Origin of the sequence: Nostoc sp. KVJ20, assembly GCF_001712795.1 — a bacterium.
GTDB lineage: Bacteria > Cyanobacteriota > Cyanobacteriia > Cyanobacteriales > Nostocaceae > Nostoc.
This window is the reverse complement of record NZ_KV757607.1, coordinates 18,309-38,368: the sequence shown is the minus strand read 5'-3', so window position 1 is coordinate 38,368 and position 20,060 is coordinate 18,309. Positions and strand designations below refer to the sequence as shown.

Annotated in this window: 17 protein-coding genes; 7 read left to right on the top strand and 10 right to left on the bottom strand. The window is 40.9% G+C overall.

Annotated features, from left to right (window positions below; all coding sequences use genetic code 11):
- Window positions 1-2,154 carry a hybrid sensor histidine kinase/response regulator gene (locus A4S05_RS13485; RefSeq protein WP_256090962.1) on the bottom strand — a complete coding sequence of 718 codons (2,154 nt, stop codon included), beginning with the start codon at window positions 2,152-2,154 and terminating at the stop codon, window positions 1-3.
- Window positions 2,155-2,281: 127 nt separating this feature from the next.
- On the opposite strand from A4S05_RS13485, the gene A4S05_RS13480 reads away from it, so the two are divergent.
- The gene (locus A4S05_RS13480; protein WP_069070343.1) at window positions 2,282-2,491 is read left to right on the top strand and encodes a hypothetical protein; all 210 of its coding nucleotides are present in this window, start codon (window positions 2,282-2,284) and stop codon (window positions 2,489-2,491) included.
- 220 nt (window positions 2,492-2,711) lie between these two features.
- On the opposite strand, the gene A4S05_RS13475 is transcribed toward A4S05_RS13480, so the two are convergent.
- Both A4S05_RS13475 and A4S05_RS13470 read right to left on the bottom strand, forming a co-directional pair.
- Window positions 2,712-3,185, bottom strand: a complete 474-nt coding sequence (locus A4S05_RS13475) for a tetratricopeptide repeat protein (RefSeq protein ID WP_069070342.1) — start codon at window positions 3,183-3,185, stop codon at window positions 2,712-2,714.
- Window positions 3,186-3,188: 3 nt separating this feature from the next.
- On the bottom strand, window positions 3,189-4,178 hold the full coding sequence (locus A4S05_RS13470; RefSeq protein ID WP_069070341.1) for a homogentisate phytyltransferase: 990 nt from the start codon (window positions 4,176-4,178) through the stop codon (window positions 3,189-3,191).
- 420 nt (window positions 4,179-4,598) lie between these two features.
- Here A4S05_RS13470 and A4S05_RS13465 point away from each other — a divergent pair, with 420 nt between their 5' ends.
- Both A4S05_RS13465 and A4S05_RS13460 read left to right on the top strand, forming a co-directional pair.
- A complete protein-coding gene (locus A4S05_RS13465) occupies window positions 4,599-6,308 on the top strand; it encodes an N-acyl-D-amino-acid deacylase family protein (protein WP_069070340.1) in 1,710 nt (569 codons plus the stop codon).
- 205 nt (window positions 6,309-6,513) lie between these two features.
- Complete coding sequence (locus A4S05_RS13460) at window positions 6,514-6,786, top strand: GlsB/YeaQ/YmgE family stress response membrane protein (protein ID WP_069070390.1); 273 nt, start codon at window positions 6,514-6,516, stop codon at window positions 6,784-6,786.
- A 175-nt stretch (window positions 6,787-6,961) separates the two neighbouring features.
- On the opposite strand, the gene A4S05_RS13455 is transcribed toward A4S05_RS13460, so the two are convergent.
- Entirely contained in the window at window positions 6,962-7,144 is a 183-nt protein-coding gene (locus A4S05_RS13455) for a CsbD family protein (protein ID WP_069070339.1), read from the bottom strand.
- 494 nt (window positions 7,145-7,638) lie between these two features.
- On the opposite strand from A4S05_RS13455, the gene A4S05_RS13450 reads away from it, so the two are divergent.
- Both A4S05_RS13450 and A4S05_RS13445 read left to right on the top strand, forming a co-directional pair.
- Window positions 7,639-8,517, top strand: a complete 879-nt coding sequence (locus tag A4S05_RS13450) for a TIGR02587 family membrane protein (protein WP_069070338.1) — start codon at window positions 7,639-7,641, stop codon at window positions 8,515-8,517.
- Window positions 8,514-8,912 (top strand): TIGR02588 family protein, encoded by a 399-nt coding sequence (locus tag A4S05_RS13445; protein WP_069070337.1) that lies wholly within the window; start codon window positions 8,514-8,516, stop codon window positions 8,910-8,912. The genes A4S05_RS13450 and A4S05_RS13445 overlap by 4 nt, the downstream gene beginning before the upstream one ends.
- 402 nt (window positions 8,913-9,314) lie before the next feature.
- On the opposite strand, the gene A4S05_RS13440 is transcribed toward A4S05_RS13445, so the two are convergent.
- The 5 genes from A4S05_RS13440 to A4S05_RS13420 all read right to left on the bottom strand — a co-directional run bounded on the left by A4S05_RS13440 (window position 9,315) and on the right by A4S05_RS13420 (window position 14,412).
- Entirely contained in the window at window positions 9,315-10,082 is a 768-nt protein-coding gene (locus tag A4S05_RS13440) for a ChaB family protein (protein ID WP_069070336.1), read from the bottom strand.
- A gap of 371 nt (window positions 10,083-10,453) precedes the next feature.
- The gene (locus A4S05_RS13435; RefSeq protein WP_069070335.1) at window positions 10,454-10,993 is read right to left on the bottom strand and encodes a Dps family protein; all 540 of its coding nucleotides are present in this window, start codon (window positions 10,991-10,993) and stop codon (window positions 10,454-10,456) included.
- Between the two features lie 354 nt (window positions 10,994-11,347).
- Complete coding sequence (locus A4S05_RS13430; RefSeq protein ID WP_069070334.1) at window positions 11,348-11,704, bottom strand: hypothetical protein; 357 nt, start codon at window positions 11,702-11,704, stop codon at window positions 11,348-11,350.
- A 767-nt stretch (window positions 11,705-12,471) separates the two neighbouring features.
- Complete coding sequence (locus A4S05_RS13425; protein ID WP_176727002.1) at window positions 12,472-13,572, bottom strand: glutamate-cysteine ligase family protein; 1,101 nt, start codon at window positions 13,570-13,572, stop codon at window positions 12,472-12,474.
- 24 nt (window positions 13,573-13,596) lie between these two features.
- The gene (locus A4S05_RS13420) at window positions 13,597-14,412 is read right to left on the bottom strand and encodes a class I SAM-dependent methyltransferase (RefSeq protein ID WP_069070332.1); all 816 of its coding nucleotides are present in this window, start codon (window positions 14,410-14,412) and stop codon (window positions 13,597-13,599) included.
- 537 nt (window positions 14,413-14,949) lie between these two features.
- Between A4S05_RS13420 and A4S05_RS13415 the strand changes: the two genes are divergently transcribed.
- The gene (locus A4S05_RS13415; RefSeq protein WP_069070331.1) at window positions 14,950-15,627 is read left to right on the top strand and encodes a Mo-dependent nitrogenase C-terminal domain-containing protein; all 678 of its coding nucleotides are present in this window, start codon (window positions 14,950-14,952) and stop codon (window positions 15,625-15,627) included.
- A gap of 88 nt (window positions 15,628-15,715) precedes the next feature.
- Window positions 15,716-16,744, top strand: coding sequence for a GTPase ObgE (gene obgE, locus A4S05_RS13410; RefSeq protein ID WP_069070330.1), 1,029 nt, complete (start codon window positions 15,716-15,718; stop codon window positions 16,742-16,744).
- 136 nt (window positions 16,745-16,880) lie between these two features.
- On the opposite strand, the gene A4S05_RS13405 is transcribed toward obgE, so the two are convergent.
- Window positions 16,881-19,958, bottom strand: coding sequence for a PAS domain-containing sensor histidine kinase (locus A4S05_RS13405; RefSeq protein ID WP_069070329.1), 3,078 nt, complete (start codon window positions 19,956-19,958; stop codon window positions 16,881-16,883).
- Window positions 19,959-20,060: the final 102 nt, after the last annotated feature.

The window sequence follows — 20,060 nt, the reverse complement described above, 5'->3', positions numbered from 1 at the left end:
TTAGGTAATTTCTGACACTTTTATTTCAAGAAGTTGAGCAATGGCTGCAACTAATTCTTCTGGGTTAAGAGGCTTGGGTAAATGGATCTGAAACCCAGCTTTTAAGGCTTCTTGCTGGTCATCATTTCTCGCAAAAGCAGTCAAGGCAATTGCTGGAATTTGTCCACCTTGTTCTGGTATCAAATTTCTCACTTGATGTATTAACATATAGCCATCCATATCGGGCATACTAATATCGCTGACTAACACATCTAGCTTTACCTCTGCTAGGGTTTGTAATGCTTCATAAGCGGAAGATACCGCAATAACAAAAGCCCCATCTTGCTCTAATACAAAAGCAACAAAATCTCGTGAATCAGCATCATCATCAACAACTAAAACTCGGATGCCATTCAGAGGTAAGGAGTTAGGAGCTAAAAACGCAGGGTAGTTTTGTTCATCCGTCAGACTTGGACTTTCATCTGGCAGAAGCGGTAAGCTCACAGTAAATATTGCCCCTTTCCCTTCACCGTGGCTCTCTGCTTTGACGGTACCGCCATGCATTTCGATGATATTACGCACAATTGCCAATCCCAGTCCTAATCCACCAAAATTTCTCGTAGAGGTGCTATCCGCTTGGCGGAAATAATCAAACACGAATGGCAAAAAGTCAGCGCTAATTCCTTTACCTGTATCGCTAACTACAAGTTGAGCATAGCCATCAGCTTGCTCTAATCGCACTTCTACCTTTCCTCCCTTGGGTGTAAATTTGACAGCGTTAGAAAGGAGATTCCAGACAACTTGCTGCAAACGAATAGAATCGCCTAGAATTTCCCCCACATCCGGTTCAAATACCGTATTCACCTCAATCAACTTTGTTTCTGCCGCTAATCGCATTGTTTCTAATGCCGACAATACCGTAGACTCTAGGTTAATCTTCGTAATATTCAGCGTCAGTTTGCCCTGTAAAATTCTGGAGATATCCAGCAAGTCTTCAATGAGTTGAACCTGTAAAGTGGCATTCCGCTCGATTGTGGCTAGTGCTTCAGATGTCTTTACTTGGTCTAACCTGCGGGTTTGCAACAACTTTGACCAGCCGAGAATTGCATTTAGTGGAGTGCGTAATTCGTGAGAAAGGACGGCTAAAAATTCATCTTTAATTCGATTGGCTGTTTCTGCTTTCGCTCGTGCTAATTGTTCTAATTCCAGCAGGTGCGCCCGTTCTTCAAGTATTTGTTTCTGTTCGTGGATATCTGTACATGTTCCAAACCACTTGACTACAATACCTTGCTCATCTTTGAGTGGTAAACCTCGCGCTAACTGCCAACGATAGGAGCCATCAGAAGCCCGTTTGAAGCGATATTCGTTGTTATATATACTGCCATCTTTTACAGCATTAGACCACACTTCATCAGCACTTTGAATATCATCTGGATGCAATGCCGCCAACCAACCAGAACCCAAAGATTGCTCTAATGTTAGCCCAGTGTAGTCACACCAATTTTGATTAAAAAAATCACATTCACCGTTAGCATCAGTTGTCCATACAAGTTGAGGGATTGCCTCAGCCAAGTAGCGGTAGCGTTCTTCGCTTTGTCGGAGAACTTCTAAAATACGTTGGCGTTCCAGGATTTCTTGTTGTAATTTTTCGTTAGTTTTGGTAATTTCATTGGTGCGAACAGCAACCATTTCTTCCAGATGATTCTGGTATTTTCGCAGTTCCTTTTCTATCCGTAAGCGTTCGGTTATTTGGGTTTGAAGTTCTTGATTTGCTTGTTCTAGTTGAGCGGGGCTAGTAAATGCCAGTGTTTGGGGAACTAGAGACACAAGATTTACTGCTGTAATTAAAGATATTGTGGCAGTTATTGCTTTGACAAACCCCGATAGCCAATAGGTTGGATGCCAAAGTGTCCAAATTTCTATTAAATGTGTGGTACCGCAAGCTACGATAAATGCACTAAACAGCAGAAAAATCCAATCAAAGGGCAAATCCTGCCGCTTACGCACAAAGTAAAATAGTGTAGCTGGAATCGAATAATAAGCTAGTGCAATTAGCGAGTCAGATAATATATGTAACCAAACTAAATTTGTTTGCCATAGATAGCAGTGCCCATGTGGAATAAATGATCCTGATGTAAAAAAATTAGTCCACAATTCTGATATTATGTCTGACATAAACACTTGATTTGTTTTATCTATAAAATTTACTACTAAATTCCTGTCCTCATTTGATACTATTCTAGTACTAAAATATTAGTGATATAGTGCATCTAATTTCTGTAATGCTGAAGGATAATATAATATGTCTTTAAAAACCAAACAAGCTGTTAGTAGCATCGCTGTTTTGCAAAAAGATAAGCTTTTAAAAATCCCAATATTTTCTCGTCTAAAATCTAAATTAATTCATTGTGGCTATGGTGCTTGTAGCGCATCAGGTTGCAATTGTAAAGGTTATGAAGGGAGTGGTGAAACTTGCGAAAATTGTGGACATAACTACAGTAAACACTGGTAAATTTAAGTCAGAATTCAGGATTCAGAATTCAGGATTCAGGAGTCAGAATAGTTAAAGAATCAGAAGAACATTTGATAAATATACTAATTATTCTAAATTCTTGATAAATTCTGAACTTTTACAAATTTCAAAATAAAAACCATTCTCATCATTATGATGAAAATGGTAAAAAATTAGGAGACAGAACAGGAAAATTTAATCTCCGCAACTTTCACTCAACTTAAGATTCACTTGACTTAGCACTCATTTTATCTAACAGTTGAGTGATTTTTTTAGCTTTTTCAGGTTGGCGCTGTTTTTGTAATAAATCTTTAGCTTGTAACAGGTTAGTTTTAGCTTCTTCTTCTCGCTCTTGCTGCATGAGAATATTTGCCAGACGCAAGTAAGCATCGGGATTTTTCGGACTGCGGCGAATTACTTCTCGGAATAATTCTGTTGCTTCCTCTACTTGGCCTTGTTGGTTTAAAACATCTCCCAAAAACAAGCGCACCACATCATTAGTAGAGTTGATGGAAATCACCTTGCGGAAGGCTGCTTCTGCACCTTGGTAATCTTTTGCTTGAGCAAGATTGATTCCTTTTTGAAACAAGTCTGAGGTAATCAAAGTTTTCCAAGCGAAATAACCCAGGATTGACAGACTGAGAACAACTACAAGAGCAGCGATAATAGAACTAGTGGGAAAGTTTTCTAGCATTGTCTAAGCCAAAAGGCAGGCGATAGGAAAAATTAGATATTCCATAAAAAAGAGTTTCCAGATAAATTGGTAGAATTGAGCGATCGCACTTTTATCTTGTAAGTCTACCGTCGAACTCCGCAACCACAGCCAAACCAACAGCCCCAAATGAGTAACTATCAGGAATATGGGGTTAATGGAGGCGATGCGTAGCACCCCAACCAGAATCATTCCCAGATAGCAGACAGTTATTACCCAAAGAGACAGATTAAACACAGCTTGGGGCCCAAGTTTGATGGTGAAAGTAGTAATATTGTAGAGGCGATCGCCTTCCATATCGGGGATATCTTTAAAGATAGCGATCGCAAAGGTAAACACCAAAATAAATAACGTCAGCACCCACACCACAGGCGGAATTGCTTGGCTTTGTTGCAACGCCCAACTGTAATGCAGATATAATCCTAAGTTAACAATCGTACCGCGCACCGAAAAAATACACAGCGCCGCCCAAACGGGAAACTGTTTCAAGCGAATTGGCGGCAAAGAATAAGCAGTACCAATGGCCAAACTAATAGCCACCATACCCAATAAAAACGGCCCAGTTAGCCACGCCACAACTAGCGCCAAAATCCCAGTCAAAGCAACAATGAATTGCCCAGTTTGCTGGGAAAACTCACCAGATGCCAACGGTAAATGAGGCTTATTAATCTTGTCAATTTCCACATCTTCTAATTGATTCAGCCCCACAATGTAGACATTGCCACACAGACAAGCAATCCATGCGCCGAAGACAGGGAGTAGAGAACTTGTAGAGACGCGATTCATCGCGTCTGTAGAGATATGATTAATTGCGTCTGTACTAATGGCAATGGCAATTAAATATAAACCTAAAACACTTAGACTTGTACCAATAATTGTATGAGGGCGAGAGAATTTCCAGAAAGCATATAACCAATTGAAAGATGATGGAACAGGGTTGCCTGGTAAAGGGCTGTTTTGAGAACTTTGGCTCATGAGTAGCTTAGATACAGTATTCTGGCTTGTTGTTAATCATTGTCACAGAATTTGGTCATTTGTCATTGGTCATTGGTCATTTGTCATTGGCAAAACAGTTCCGAGTGCTGAGTGAAGAGTTAGGAGTTACGAATTCTCTCCCTGCCTCATCTCCCTCATCTCCCTCATTGCCCCATTCCTTCAGACTGTGCATAGGCATAGCCCATCGTAGACATCGCATTTACCAGTGGGAATCATAACAAACAGATTGACCTGAGTAAATAACCAATGGCTTACCAAAACATTACTGGGTTCCTCCTGCCTCCTGCCTCCTATCTCCTGCCCCCTGCCCCCTGCCTCCTGCCTCCTGCCTCCTGAACGCCTCCCTTTCTTCAAATGACTCTCGATAGATCCAATAACAACCAAAGGGCAAAAAGAATCATGTTGGATTTGCTGATTCAAAACGGGTTAATTTTCGATGGCTTAGGCTCTCCAGCTATTCGCAGAGATATCGGCATTCAAAACGGCCGCATTGTCAATCTTGCACCCTCCTTAACTACCCCAGCGCGTGAAGTGGTTGATGCTTCTGGGTTATGGGTGACACCTGGATTTATAGATATTCATACTCATTACGATTTAGAGTTAGAAATTGCACCAGGATTGAGCGAATCAGTGCGTCATGGTGTTACCAGCGTGGTTATTGGTAACTGTAGCTTGTCTGTTGCGATCGCCCAACCCCAAATCCTGGCTGATATTTTTCAGAGGGTAGAGACACTTTCCCATCGGCTGATTGCAAAATGGTTGAAAAAGTCGGTTTCCTGGCAGACACCAGCAGAATATTTACAGCATTTGCAACAGTTACCCCTTGGCCCCAATGTTGCCCCAATGTTTGGACACAGTGCCTTACGCGCTCATGTGATGGGATTAGAACGCAGTTTAACGGTTCAGCCGACAAAATTTGAAGTAAAACTTATGCAGCGCATAGCCAGAGATGCAATAGATGCTGGCTTTATTGGTATTTCTATTGATATGTTTCCCTGGCATCGGATGAGTGGAGAATGGCAAGGCTGCACAATTCCTTCTCAACACGCCAAATTTAAAGAATATGCAATGTTGGCAGATTTATGTCGGCGGTGCGATCGCGTTTTTCAAGTCACACCCAATTTACAACGACTTGCTTCCTTTGTAGATATTCTACGTATGGGTTCAGGGATTGGACAAAAACCCCTGCGGCTAACAGTCCTTTCTGCTTTAGATGCCGTACACGATCGCAAACTATGGCGAATATTTTCCCCCCTGCTTTTTATTTGGAATCGGCTTCTAAATGGTAATGTGCGTTTTCAAACCCTAACCGAACCCTTCACCATTTACTCTGATGGATCTGTGACTCCCTTATTTGAAGAATTTTCCACAGGCGCACAACTCAATGGCTGTCAGTCACGAGAGGAAAGGCAACAACTATGGGCATCGAAAATTTTTTGTCGTCAGTTTCGCCAAGAATGGCTCAGTAAAAAGCGTAAATCATTCCATCGCCGATTAGATTTGATGGAAGTTATTCACTGTCCCGAAGCAAGTTGGCAAGGGTTAAGTTTTGCAGAAATTGCTCGTCAAAACCAACAAGAACCAGTAGATTTATTTATCCACGCATTACAAAAATACGATACAGATTTACGCTGGGTGGCGACAGGAGCAAACGATCGCTTAAAACCCCGTTTAGCGATGATGCAGCATCCCCATATTTTGCCTGGTTTTACCGATGCTGGCGCTCACGTCCGCAACCTGGGCTACTATGATGGAGCTTTGTCTTTGCTCAAACAAGCAGTTGCAACAAAGTTCCTTTCACCTGAAGCTGCGATTTGCCGCGTTACCGGAGAACCTGCTCGTTGGTTTCGTCTTGATACAGGAGTACTCAAAATTGGTGCTAAAGCCGATATAGTTTTACTCGATCCCAATGCTTTAAATCAGCCAATTAGCCCGCAAGTGCAGATATCAGATCCAGTTTTAGATGGTGAACCTCGAATGGTTAAGCGCGGTTCGGATGAGATTGTGCAAGCGGTTTATATTAATGGAATTCAGGTTATTTGTCGAGGGAAGGTGAGGGATATTTTGGGGCGTGAAAAGTTGGGAAGCGTTTTGTCACCATTTACTTAAAGAGTATTTCGCGGCGTTCAATCGGGGGAGTAAATTCACGAATAATATTCCAAATTCCGTCATGTTCATCTCTTATACAGGTCAGTATAGGAGCCATGATTTTGTTAATTTTTATTGAGGTTCACTAGCTATATCTTCGGGTAGAAGGAAAACAATATTGTAATTTCTAAGCTAGTTATGAAGTTTCCTGATGGATGAAATTATGCTGAACATTATTGCTTGGATAATCCTAGGTTTGATTGCTGGAGCTATAGCGAAAGCTATTTATCCTGGTCGTCAAGGTGGTGGAATGGTTTCAACTATGGTTTTAGGTATCGTCGGTGCTGTAATTGGGGGAATTTTAGTTACTCTTTTAGAGACAGGAAGATTTCAATTAACTGCTGCAACCCTTAGTATCCCCGGTGTAATTGTTGCCGTCATTGGCGCAATAATTGCCATCTTTCTATGGAACTTATTAGCTGGGCGTACCAGTTATTAGTTGAATTAAATTGTAGAAAAATCATGTTTAGGGCCAAGTTGTTCGTGATTAACCATTTCAGATTCTACGCCAATATAACAAAAACTCCACTTTCTAAAAGTTAGTGGAGTAATTAATGTAAGGCTATTAGTAATGAATCATGGTTAGTAGTGCTATTTGCACTGCAAAAGCTCAATTAGTCTAAAGCTTTCTTAAGTTCGTCTTTAATGTTTTCTACAGTGTGAGTAACTTGGGCATCAGCTTGCTTTGCTTGTCCTTCAGCTTTATCTTGTGGATTACCGGTTATTTCACCCACAACCTCTTGAATTTTACCTTCAATATTTTTTGCAGTAGCTTCTACTCTTTTTTCGGCACTCATGGTTTTATCCCCAGCTTGTAGTTGATTCAGCTATTACATAAACTAACAACAGAGTATTGTTTTTAACTTCCATCAACCGATAGAATAATTTGGTAGATTATGTATCTTAAGATAGATACGAGACGCTATAAAAGTACGTAAGTAAAAAAAATATTATTAATATATAGCAATCCTATAGGAATCCGCTTTGATTTATGAACGAATTTGCGTAGACAGGCAATAGGCAATAGGCAATAGGCAATAGGCAATAGGCAACAGGCAATAGGCAATAGGAAAGAAGGCTTCTTAGTTGTACTGAGTTTTTTCAGAAATCAAATATGAGTCCTATATTTGAACTTGTGTTGCCGTAACACAAATTTACGCTATCTAGATCCCTGGCTTTTTTGAGAAGTCGGGGATCTAACTTTTCACGAAGTATTTATGACTGCTATATGCATCTTCATAGAGAATGAGATCAGTCAAAGCAAATTTTTAAATAAAAGGAAAGTAAAGGAGTGCCAACAAAACGTCAAAAAAATATCTGGAGGAGTGAGATTAATGACATCATTCGGGGTGCTTGTGGAGGATTTTTATTTGGCATACCCTTGCTGTACACAATGGAGGTTTGGTGGATTGGATCGCTGGCAAAACCACAACTGATGATGACGGCGATCGCATTGATGTTTGTTGTAGTTTACTTACTCAATCAGATAGAAGGCTTTCGGAAACGCAGATATACCGGGCTAGCTCATCAAGCCGCAATGGATACTGTAGAAGCGATCGCGATCGGACTAGCTTGCTCTACCTTTGTACTGTTACTACTACGAGAATTGACACCAGAAACTTCCCTAAAGGAATCTTTAGGTAAAATCATTTTTGAAAGTGTGCCCTTTGCTCTCGGTGTAGCATTAGCCAACCAGCTTTTGGGAGATATTGAAAACAGCAATGCAGAAGGACAAGCAACCAACAGCACAACCAAGAACAAAGGGAATGAGTTAAACGCCACCTTCGCAGATTTGGGTGCAACTCTCATTGGTGCAACTGTAATTGCATTTAACATTGCTCCAACAGATGAAATTCCCATGTTAGCAGCTGCAACTTCGCCAGCTTGGGAATTAGCAATGATCGCCGCATCTTTGTTGATTTCCTATGGCATTGTATTTCAGGCAGGCTTTTCTGACCAGCAAAAGCGAAGACAGCAAAAGGGAATTTTCCAACGACCATCTAGCGAAACCATTATGTCCTACCTAGTTTCACTGCTAGCAGGGGCTTTTATGCTGTGGTTCTTTCAAAAGTTAACTTTTAGCGACCCTTGGACAATGTGGTTAGATCACACTTTGATACTGGGATTACCTGCAACTATTGGCGGTGCAGCCGGAAGGTTAGCAATATGACTAAAACAGAACAACAACCAAAGCGCTCAATCGCTGAGTGGGTAACATTCAGCATCGCCTCATTTATCCTAGCAATCATTGTAAGTTTAGTGGGCTACACTTGGCTGAATGAAAAAAATCAACCTCCCATCCTTGCTGTTACTAAAAAAGAAACAATTAGGGAAATTGATGGACAATTTTATGTTCCCTTTGAAGTAGTTAATAGTGGAGGAGATACGGCTGAGTCAGTTCAGATTATGGCTGAGTTGCTGATTGACGGTAAAGTTACAGAAACAGGAGAGCAACAGATCGACTTTTTATCTAGTGGGGAAAGTGAAGAAGGCGCATTTATATTCAGCAAAAATCCACGCCAAGGTCAGTTAAATCTGCGTGTTGGTAGCTATAAATTGCCATAACTGAAGCATTTAAAACCGCAGACAAACACGGACTAACACACCATCCTCTTGTCGGTAGTAAAACGTTCTAGATCCCCCTAAATCCCCCGATAAATTGGGGGATTTAGAGAATTTTTTGCCCTTTTAAGGCTACGGTGTATACACAAGTCAAATTACCCCCTTAATCCCCCCCGATGCATTCGGGGGAAATAAGAAAATCTAGTTCCCTCCCCTTTGCAAGGGGAGGGTTAGGGTGGGGTAATTCGACAGACTGGTTGTGATTCTATAACTTGTATATACACTGTAGCTTTTTAACGGAATCTAAAAGCACCTAAAATCACAGCCAAACACTTGGAAAACAACCTCTAAAGGGCGACAAGATACCCACCAAATAAGATTGGATAATTTATGTCTTGGAAATTCTTAAGCTTTAACCTTAGCTTTTGACCAAACGCCATTTTGATCTTCATCATATTGCTGATGAACAGACTCCCAGGCGGCTTGTTCAGCAGTGAACTCGTCATTTTTCTCATTTAAAACGGTGTTATAACACTCAATGAATGTACTCTGAGCTTCATTAGAAAGATGAGCGCGAACCTCTGGAGACAAATCTTCTGGACTATTGCACTGTCCAGGACAAGGACGAGCAAAGGTTTTTTCAATTGTGTTAATTTCTTCAGCACCAGCACTTTCGAGCAGCAATTGAAATTCGCCAGTGCGATCGCTCGGAACTTCTGCCATCAATAAGAATTCGCCAGCTTGTAAGCGGGTTTGGTAGATAGTCGCTTTATCTTCTGGCATTCCTAAAGTAGTTAGAACCGATACTAGACCGGCACCTGCACTACCTGCGATCGCTCCACTAGCAGCCCCCAGCAGCACTGCACCTATGGGCCCTGCTGCCACAATTGGGCCGACAAAAGGAATAAACAATACGCCTACACCCGTGAGCAAGCTGAGAAAGGAACCAAACAAGGAACCAAAAACTGCCCCTGTTCTCAAACCTCCTAGAATCACATCTTTTTTACTAATAAACCCAGCAATTCTCGTTTCCGACTGGAAATTTCTGCCCATGACCGAAATATGATCTCTAGGCACACCCCTGTCTAATAAACGTCGAATCACATCATCAATTTGCTTCTGTTCTTTGAATACAGCAGAAATGGTACGTTCTGCTTTATAAACTTCTGCCATTTAAATACTCCTTGTATGTATTATGTTGTTTTTGCAATAAATATGGTGAATAGGTAAATGCACGCAGAATGAACCCTGTGTGCAACTTTCTCTCAAACGTAATCCCAACAACTTCCCTACGTTCGTGCAGCGTGCCAAAAGCAGGGCAGGAGAGCAATCATCCAATACGCTTGGGTTAAGAAGAATAGTAGGTTGGGTTGAGCAACAGCGAAACCCAACAAAGCCTTGATAATGTTGGGTTTCGTTCCTCAACCCAACCTATGCCTACGCCAGTTTTAGTTTTTAGCCTTAACCCAAGCGTATTGAGCAATAATCAAAGCCTCTCGGATTTTGGGGAGATAAATAGAACTGGGTCTTAAAAAACGTTATGACTACACACCCACAGCAGTCTTACCTTTTGTTGCTGGCTGTTTACCATCTGGATCTATTGCTTCCCCTTCAATAAATGAACGTAGCATCCAAGCTATCTCTTCATGCTGTTCTAGTAGTCCAGTTAAAAAGTCAGCAGTTCCCTGATCGTGAAACTCTTCACCAGACTGATCTACATGGTCTCTTAAGTTGCGAATAACCTGCTCGTGATCATGTACTAGATTAGCTACCATTTTCGTTGCTGTGGGAACATTACCACCATGTTCCTTGAGGGTAGCAAGCTTGAGAAATCCCTCTAATGTGCCAACCGGATAACCGCCCAAAGTACGAACCCGTTCTGCCAAGGCATCAATATTTAGAGTTAGCTTTTGGTAGTGTTCTTCCCAAAGCTGATGCAAAGAGCGGAACTGAGGGCCGACAACATCCCAGTGGTACTTTTTGGTTTTCACCAACAGTAGATAGGCATCTGCCAAATCTTGATTCAACAGATTAATTACACCTTGACGCTGTTCTTCGGTCAAACCAATGTTTATCGCACGCATTGTTTTCCATCCCTAAGCAAACTTCTTTATTAATTTCTCAAATTTTCCACCTAATCCACATCAACCAAAGGAAACATTATGAGTTTAGATTAATTATCACATTATATAGTAATACCTATGCCTTAATAGGTAGTATTATTCAGCCAATTTAATAATTAGCTATCGCAGTCCTATTTGGTTTGTAATATTAAAAACCTAAAAACCCCAATTTCTCAAATAAATCAGGATTTTTGTTTGTCATTTTTATATTGAATTGAAGTTGGGATATTAACATTACTAAGTAGTAATGGGTCACTGCTTTTTAAGCAATCACCCATTCATTACTATTGAAAAATTATCAAGGTATTAACTCTGTTACTTACCTGTAACTTTTTCCAACAAATTCTTTACATTCTCTTCCACTGAGGTTGCACCCTGTGAATTTTCAGGACGTTTTTGCTTGTCAATATCAGCAGCTCCCTGAACCTCATTGAGTCCTTGATTGGACTCCTTTTGAACCTTTTTCAATCCTTGTGGTGGTTCTTTAGCGGCTTCATCAGTTTTGCGCTGAATGTCAAGCAGTTGTGTAGTACCTTCGGTAGGGTTACTTTGGTAGCTATCCATTGCAAAAGCAGGAAAAGCATTAGAGAACAATAGTATGGCGCAAGTAAAAGCGACAACTAGAACACGTACTGGACGTAACACAGATAAAACAGAAGCAACAATTTTCATTTGAAGTCCTCAATAACAGCTTTAACAACGCAAAACTTTCACTGAAAGAGTGGAAGCAAGTAACTTTATTTTGCAAACTTGAGCAATAATAAAACTAGCAAGTTACACTGCAATAGGAAAGTTATTGAAAAACGAACCTGACGAAGGAAGAAATTGTCTTTAGTATTTCTGCATATAAGAATTAGCTAGGGATAATAGGCAAATACCACCTTAATTCTTTAGCAAAATGATTACACTTCATATTGACGTTCTTCTTTCCAGGTTCCCTGTTTATACTTTTACTTTGAAAACGCTAACGTCTGCATCAATCTCTAGAATGAAGTTTCCTATATCTGTAGTTACAATAATATCAGTCTCTAGACATATCGACTTAATATAGTTTTCGCAATAGTTTTCGCAGGCTAATCCCTCTACTATTTTATGTTCATTTAGCTCAACTTTATCCAATCAAAGGAATTTAATTGATATGCACCTTAGAGGATATTTGTAAAGGATAAAGTTATATAAATATCTCTTATGACCCCGCTTTTTAAGCTACGGTATATATACAAGTTCTAAAATCCTTGTTTGGTAATATACAAGCATTAGTAGGCAAGGTTTTGAGTTGAGCAAGTTGATTATCAATAGTGTCAATTTATTGATAAAGATATAACGGAAAACCAAGGATTTTAAAAATCATTTTCCGTTCTTTTCTGTCCATTTGATTCTCAACTCGACTTGTGTATACACAGTAGCTTTTTAAAGGAGAGAGGAAATGAATCTTACCTTTAAACTTGATAAGTCTGCCTTATTACCTCTTCTATTGAACTTAGGCGATGGAACATTTCTATTAATTCATGGGATCTTGTTTTTCGCTTCGCCAGCAGCACTTTTAACGGCGTTAAATAATGAATATCTGGGTCATCTTCTAAGGCAACTTCGGCTGCTTGTAAGACTTTTGTCGCATTACTAAAAATATCCTCATTGTCAAACCCTTCTTTTGCAGAAAGTTGGTGTAACATTGCATTGGGTACAGTTGCTTTACCCAGCAAGGTTTTATCTAACACCAAACCTTTCAATAATGTCAGCAAAGCCGCATAGATAGAAAAATCATCACAACTATCACAAGCTTTAAACTCAATACGTCCCACTTCAGCCGGAATGCGGGCAATTTTTGTCAAGGAAGGTATGCTATTAATCAGTTGTTCCTGCTCCTGAATAAAAACCAGGGCTGCTGGTCTTTTTCCAGTTCTGATAAACGTTCGTACCGATAGCCCATCCCATAAACCTCCTTTATAAAAAGGGGAACTATAACTAAAAGGGACAATATAGGGACTGTAATAGGTTAACTTTTTGCCAATATCAATTACATCTTCAGTAGATAAATCTGCCACTGAGATATTTAAATCTGGCCCGTATGAAACCATGTGAATATTAGCAGTTTGTTCGTCAGGATAAGCCTCTAGCTGTTTAATTTCATAATCGTTTAATGGGGGTTGAGGCTCAAAAACCGGATTGTAGGGATTAAAACTGACCAAAACTGGTGATAACCCAAAGCTAGCGGCAACCTCACGTAGCAAGTGAAAACTTTCTGATAATTCAGTAATCGCGCCTTGAATATTAGAATGTATAGTTGTTCTAATTTCAATACCTTTAACATGACAATCTATCACTTCATCGGAATCTGCAAACCTTTCAAATCCCTCAATGTACCATCTTTTCATCTTAATACCCGCATCCCCAACCCGCAGTTGAGGATAGTCGCTAGGGTATGTGGGTAGCTTTTCAATAATTTGATTTAAATCAGCAAATTTGGTGTGCGAAAAATCAGCAAAATTTCCTTCTTCATTCAAGAAAGCGACTTCATGCTCAATGCCAAATAGAAACATTATATATACCTTAATTTTTTAGATTTAACCTAATTTAACTAATGCCAAACGAGACGAATCACACAGAGGAGGAAATAACATCAGGAAACGATTTATTAGAGAAAACCGTCGGCGATATTTAGTTGGCAGATTGGCATAATTACAGACTTCCATTACTTCGTAACATGAATTCCAGTCTTTAATCTTATGAATATTTGAGATACACCAATCAAATTTTGCCGAAGTGTATTTGAGTGAGTCATGGTATTTCTGATTCTTCACAATTAGCGGTGATAAGGAATCAAAAGCAAACCATGAACCAGGAAAATACTGGAAAAGATTCGCAAACAATAGTTTCACTTCCTGTTCATTGAAATACTGCAACACACCTTCGGCGACAAACATAACAGGTTGTTTAGTAGTGCACTTGACATGCTCAATCCAATTGGTATCTAAGGCAGAAGCAGCGATTAATTTACGGCGTTCCGTTTCTTCAAAAAACTGTCGTCGCAGAACCATGACATCCGGTAAATCTATGTCAAACCAGCAAACCTTGCCGTTATCTACTCGCTCAAAACGTGTGTTCAGTCCTGCACCAATCTCGATAACAGAACCTTGGGGATGTTGATTAAGGTAGTTGCGTACCCAGTTGTCGAGGATAGTTCCTCGTAAACAAGAGCCTATCTGAGAAGATTTAGCAGTAGTGAATTTATCAAATTCGTAGTCGAGCGCTGCAAGAATCTCAGATGATTTAGGATCTACTATAATTGGATCTGCTGCCTGAAGCTCACAAGCTCTAGCCCAGAGGGTAATTAGTAGTGTTTCTTGAATGATGCCGAGATTAACTTTGGTTTTATTCATGAATACCTCCACAGCACAGATTAAATCTCCTTTTCAGTTTAAGTAGAAAAAATTCTCAAGATTACTCTCAAATGGATTTTACCCCAAGACCGACTGTTGCGATTTGAAAACTTCTCTGGTTGATTTCTTGAGGTGGCGATGCCTACGCACTTTTGTAAGAATTCAGGAGCGGAGCCGGAGACGCTCCGCCTCCGCTCAGAATGGGCTAAACGTTCCACTATCGCTAACAGGATTCAGAATAGTTAAATAATTAGGAAAAAAGTTGATACATAAATGCACTAGTACAGCACGGCGTAAATAAACCACCCATTCCCAATCAACAAAACCCTTACGCTGTCTTCATTTTTAATTTTTAATTTTTAATTCCGCCTTGCGGTACTAGTCATGCTGCATTCCTTTTAAATTCTGACTTCTGAATTCTGACTCCTGAGTGCTGAATTCTTACGCACTTTCTTGATTTTTGCTTTTCTCACTATCTTCATAGTCACTGTGTAGGGTAGCTTAGTAGTGACTGAGGAAAGCTTGAGACGTGAGTTTATGACAAGTACCGTTCAATCCCCCTACAGCAGCGAACAGATTGCCGCTTGGTTGCGTGGACTGCTTACTATTGCTTGGGCTGATGGTAATTTTGATGACCAAGAACAGAAAATAATTGCCAACATCACCAAAGATGAATTAGCTCCTAAGATTAAATGGGACTCACTAGAGATAATTACGCCAGAAGAATTGGCCGCAGTCTTGGGTAAAGGTACACCAGCAGCGGAAAATTTCTTAAGGACAGCAGTGATGGTAGCGATCGCAGATGGTACTTATTCTCCCAGCGAAGATCAAGTTCTGCAACAGTTCTGCCAAGCCTTAGAACAGCCAGAAAATCTACTAGAAGCCCTTCGCCAAACCCTAGAACATCCAGAGCTAGTTACCGCCACTATCACCAGCCCTGGACTTACAAAGCCTCAAATTGATGCACTACACCCCCTGCGTGACTGGCTAGATGGGCTAGATATCCAAGACCCAAGAGTAGCCCGATTTTTATGTAAAATGATTCCCTCCCAGTGTCCCTTCGAGCGGGATGTCACCTTATTTGGACGCAAGATTGTCCACATCCCGCCGATGTGTAAAATTAATCCCTTGTATGACCAACTGGTAGGCTTACGTTTCCGCGCCCTCTCTTATCTGGCAGATAAATGTGGTGAAGATGTTTCACCATATATTTAGTTAGAGTTAGGAGTGAGGAGTGAGTAGTGAAGAGTTATAATTTTTAACTCCTAACTTCTAACTCCTCACTTCTCACTATTATTTAAGTATGCAATTTATCGACCAAGCAAAAATTGAAGTTGAAGCTGGTAAGGGCGGCGATGGTATTGTCGCCTTCCGCCGGGAAAAATACGTGCCGACTGGTGGCCCCTCTGGTGGTAATGGGGGACGAGGCGGTTCGGTAATTTTCGTTGCCGATGAAAACCTACAAACCTTGCTGGACTTCAGATACAACCATCGCTTTCAGGCAGAAAAGGGGACTCGTGGTGGGCCAAGTAACTGTACTGGAGCCGGAGGAAAGGATTTGATCATCGAAGTTCCCTGCGGTACAACCATTTATGATGCTGAAACTGGCGAATTACTGGGGGATTTAACTGAGCCTAAGCAGACTTTGCTGATTGCCCAAGGTGGTAAAGGCGGACTGGGAAATCAGCATTTCTTAAGTAACCGTAACCGCGCCCCAGAATACGCTCTCCCAGGATTACCAGGAGAAATAAAGCAGCTGCGTCTGGAGTTGAAACTTTTGGCAGAAGTGGGGATTATTGGCTTACCAAATGCTGGTAAATCTACTTTAATTTCATCTTTATCAGCAGCACGTCCCAAAATCGCAGATTATCCTTTCACTACCCTGATCCCAAATTTAGGTGTAGTGCGGAAACCTACTGGTGATGGGACTGTTTTTGCCGACATTCCCGGACTGATTGAGGGAGCAGCGCACGGTGCAGGGTTGGGACATGATTTCTTGCGCCACATCGAGCGCACGCGAGTGCTACTTCACTTGATTGATGCCACTAGTGATGATGTGGTTAGAGACTACAACACAATTAAGGAAGAATTGCAAGCTTATGGCCGGGGTTTAGCAGAACGCCCGCAAATTTTGGCACTGAACAAAATTGATGCAGTTGATCGGGAAACCGTCGATTTGGAAGCGTTAGCCACCCAACTTAATCATCTCTCCTACGCTCCGGTTTTTGTGATTTCAGCAGTTACTCGCTCCGGGTTAGACCCAATGTTACAGGAAATTTGGAGAATTCTCGACCAAATGAAGGTTCCTGAAGAAGTGGAGACATTTAGATAATTACTAATTCGTAATTCGTAATGACGCTCCTACGTCGCTAACGCTGCGCTAACGTAATTCGTATTAATCTTTTCAGAAGGGGTAGCTGTCGGTAGTAGAAATACTTTGTTTTTTACTTACGGGTTAAAATTACGAATTATGTTGACGAATCCTGGATCAGAGGAATCTTAATCACAAACTCAGCGCCTTGTCTTGGCTGCGAAATACATTCTAAAGAACCGCCATGTCTTTCTGCAATGATCTGGTAGCTGATGGCAAGCCCCATCCCCGTACCTTGACCAATAGGCTTGGTGGTAAAGAAGGGGTCAAATAGCTGTTTTTTAACATCTTCTGTTACTCCCAATCCATTATCGGCAATCCTAATTGTTACCTGATTTGGCTCTTGTAGTTGGGTGCAAATGCGAATTTGTGGGGAAGTTATTTGTCCTTGGTAATTTGTCCTTTGTTCAGTATTGTTTACTAATGACAAATGACTAATGACAAATGACTCTTCCAAAGCATCGATCGCGTTTGACAAAATATTCATGAATACTTGGTTTAGCTGCCCAGCGTAACATTCAACTAGCGGTAGTTTGGCGTATTCTTTGATTATTTCAATTGTTGGGCGTTTGTCATTAAAACTGAGGCGGCTTTGTAAAATCATCAGAGTACTGTCGATTCCTTTATGAATATCAACAGCTTTCATTTCGGCTTCATCCAAGCGTGAGAAAGTTCGCAGAGAAAGCACAATCTCCCGAATCCGGTTTGCCCCACCTTTCATTGAGTTAATTATTTGTGGCAAATCTGATTTCAAAAATTCCAGTTCGATTAGTTCTACAAAATCCTCAATTTCTGGCACAGGTTGAGGATAATGACTTTGGTAGAGTTGCAAAAGTGAAAGTAAATCTTGGGTGTATTCCTGGGCAGGAGTGAGGTTGCCATAAATAAAATTGACCGGGTTGTTGATTTCGTGTGCCACTCCTGCGACTAGTTGACCTAAGCTGGACATCTTTTCACTTTGAATTAAGTGAGTCTGGGTATACTGAAGTTCGCGGAGTGCTTCTTTAAGTTCTTCAGCCTGTTGTCGGAGTTGCGCTTCCGACTTTAGCAGAGCTTCCTTGGCTTGTTTACGTTCTGTGATATCTCTAACAACAGCTACCCGACAGAAAGGCTCTCCTGTCTCAGGATGTTTAACCATAAATAGGCTGCAATCTGTGGGAATTTCTATACCTGTTTGAAAATGTCTATGGCGAAACTCACCTTGCCAGAAACCATGTTCAAGCATCAAAGGAATAATTTGTTGCTGAAACTCGGCAAAAGCTTCTGGTGAATGAAAATCAACCACTGACTTGGTTTTAGCTACTTCCAAGTTACTAAGTCCCACCATCTTGAGTCCGGCGGGGTTCACATAGAGAACTTGCCCTTCCATTGAAGAAATGCCAATAAAGTCACTGCTGTTTTCAATCAACGCGACAAATTTTTGCTGTTCCTCTTCAGCGCGTTTGCGTTCTGTGATGTCTAACACCATTGAAGCAACGCCAATTACTTGGCCATCAGGAGCCACTAACGGATTGTTATACCACTCACCGATTATTGTCCTACCATCTTTAGTGATGTTCTCGTTGACACTAAAACTTCCTCCACGTTGTGTTAATAGGGCGGTTATAATCTCATCTACTTGCTTTCTGGCGTTTTCAGGTACTATGATCTCAAAACCAGTACCCAACATTTCCTCGACGGTGTATCCAAAGATTCTTTCTGCTGCCCGATTCCAGGTCTGAACCTCAAAGTTGGTATTCCATTCAACAATGGCTAAAGGTGTTTGTTCAATCAGCAACGCCAGTCTTTGCTGTGAAGCCCTGAGTTCTGCTTCTGCTTGCTTGTATTCGGTAATGTCGCGATAATACCAAATTCTACCGTAATAGTCTTTTAAAGCTAATGTCTGACCACAAGCTCTTTGGTGTTTATGCACGGGTGCAGAATAGCGCTCAAAAACCTTTCCAGACTTGAGGAAAATTTCATCACGACTGCTTTTTTCTGGATGCTGGTAAAGATACTCCACTTTAGCCAGAAATTCGTCTGGCTTTACTAGTTGATCTAGTACGCATTTCAGAAGTTGACGATCGTCGCCTGTTTGAAGTAGTGCGGCAGGAATTTGCCATAGCTGGGAGAATTTCTGATTTGATGATGTAACTATACGATTTTCATCAATAATTAAAATTCCGTCGATGGAAGCTTCTTGTTGAGCTTGGAGTACGGCATTCATGCGGTGTAGGTCTGATTCTGCTTGCTGGCGTAAGCGTAGTATGGCTTGCTGTTCGCTGATGTCGCGAAGCAACCAACGCCAGCCGACCTGCTGACCCTGTGAATCATACATTGCAACCATCTTGACACTAGTGGGAAAAATTGTACCTCCTCGTGACTTGAGATGGACTTCCCAATCCTGCACCTGCTGCAAATTTGACAGTTGGCTAATGAAAATTTGGCGATCTGCTTCAGCGACAAAGAGGATGAATGGTTTACCTATCAGATAGTTTTGTCTCACAGATAATAAGGCTGCGGCTACATAGTTAGCCTCTTTGATGATGCCGTCTACATCGGTAACTAAGTAAGCATCTGGAGCGAGATCAAACAAATCCTGATAACGCCGATGCTCTAATTCTGCCGTTTCACGAGCGATCGCTAATTTTTCGTTTTTTTGGCGCAGTTCTTCTTCAACTATCCGGAGTTCTTCTAGGGTTTCCCGAAGTACCTCACTATTTTGCATGAGTCCAGTAATATCATTAGCTCTGCCATTTACACCCAAAACTTTCTCGGCTTCATTCTGTAAAATGATATCTCGAATACTACCCACCAGAAATTTATTACCAGCCTCATCTTCAAAGCAAGACTTTTTTGTAGATATGAGATGGGTTATACCTTGAGCATCGGTAAAAATATTCTGGCTTTCATTAGTAATATTTGTAGTGAAAACCAGTTCATCTGTTTGCTGGAACACATCGGCTGCTGCTTGCGGAAAAAAATCATAGTCTGACTTGCCAATTAATTCTTCTCGACTATGACCAATGAAATCACAGTAATTATCGTTGAGTAACACCCAGCGATGTTGACGGTCTTTGACAAAAATTGCGTCAGATATGCCATTGATCATCTGATGCAGAAATACCAAGGAGAAGTTTTGTGGCTGCGTGTTTTGTTTTGGTGCGGGGTTATCTAAGAATCTAGGATGGTTCATACCAGAATTTATCTCTAAAATTAAGCAATAATTGCAAGAAATTAGCACTCAGAAGTCAGAAGTCAGAATTTCAAAGGAATGCAGCATCATAATTAGTAAATT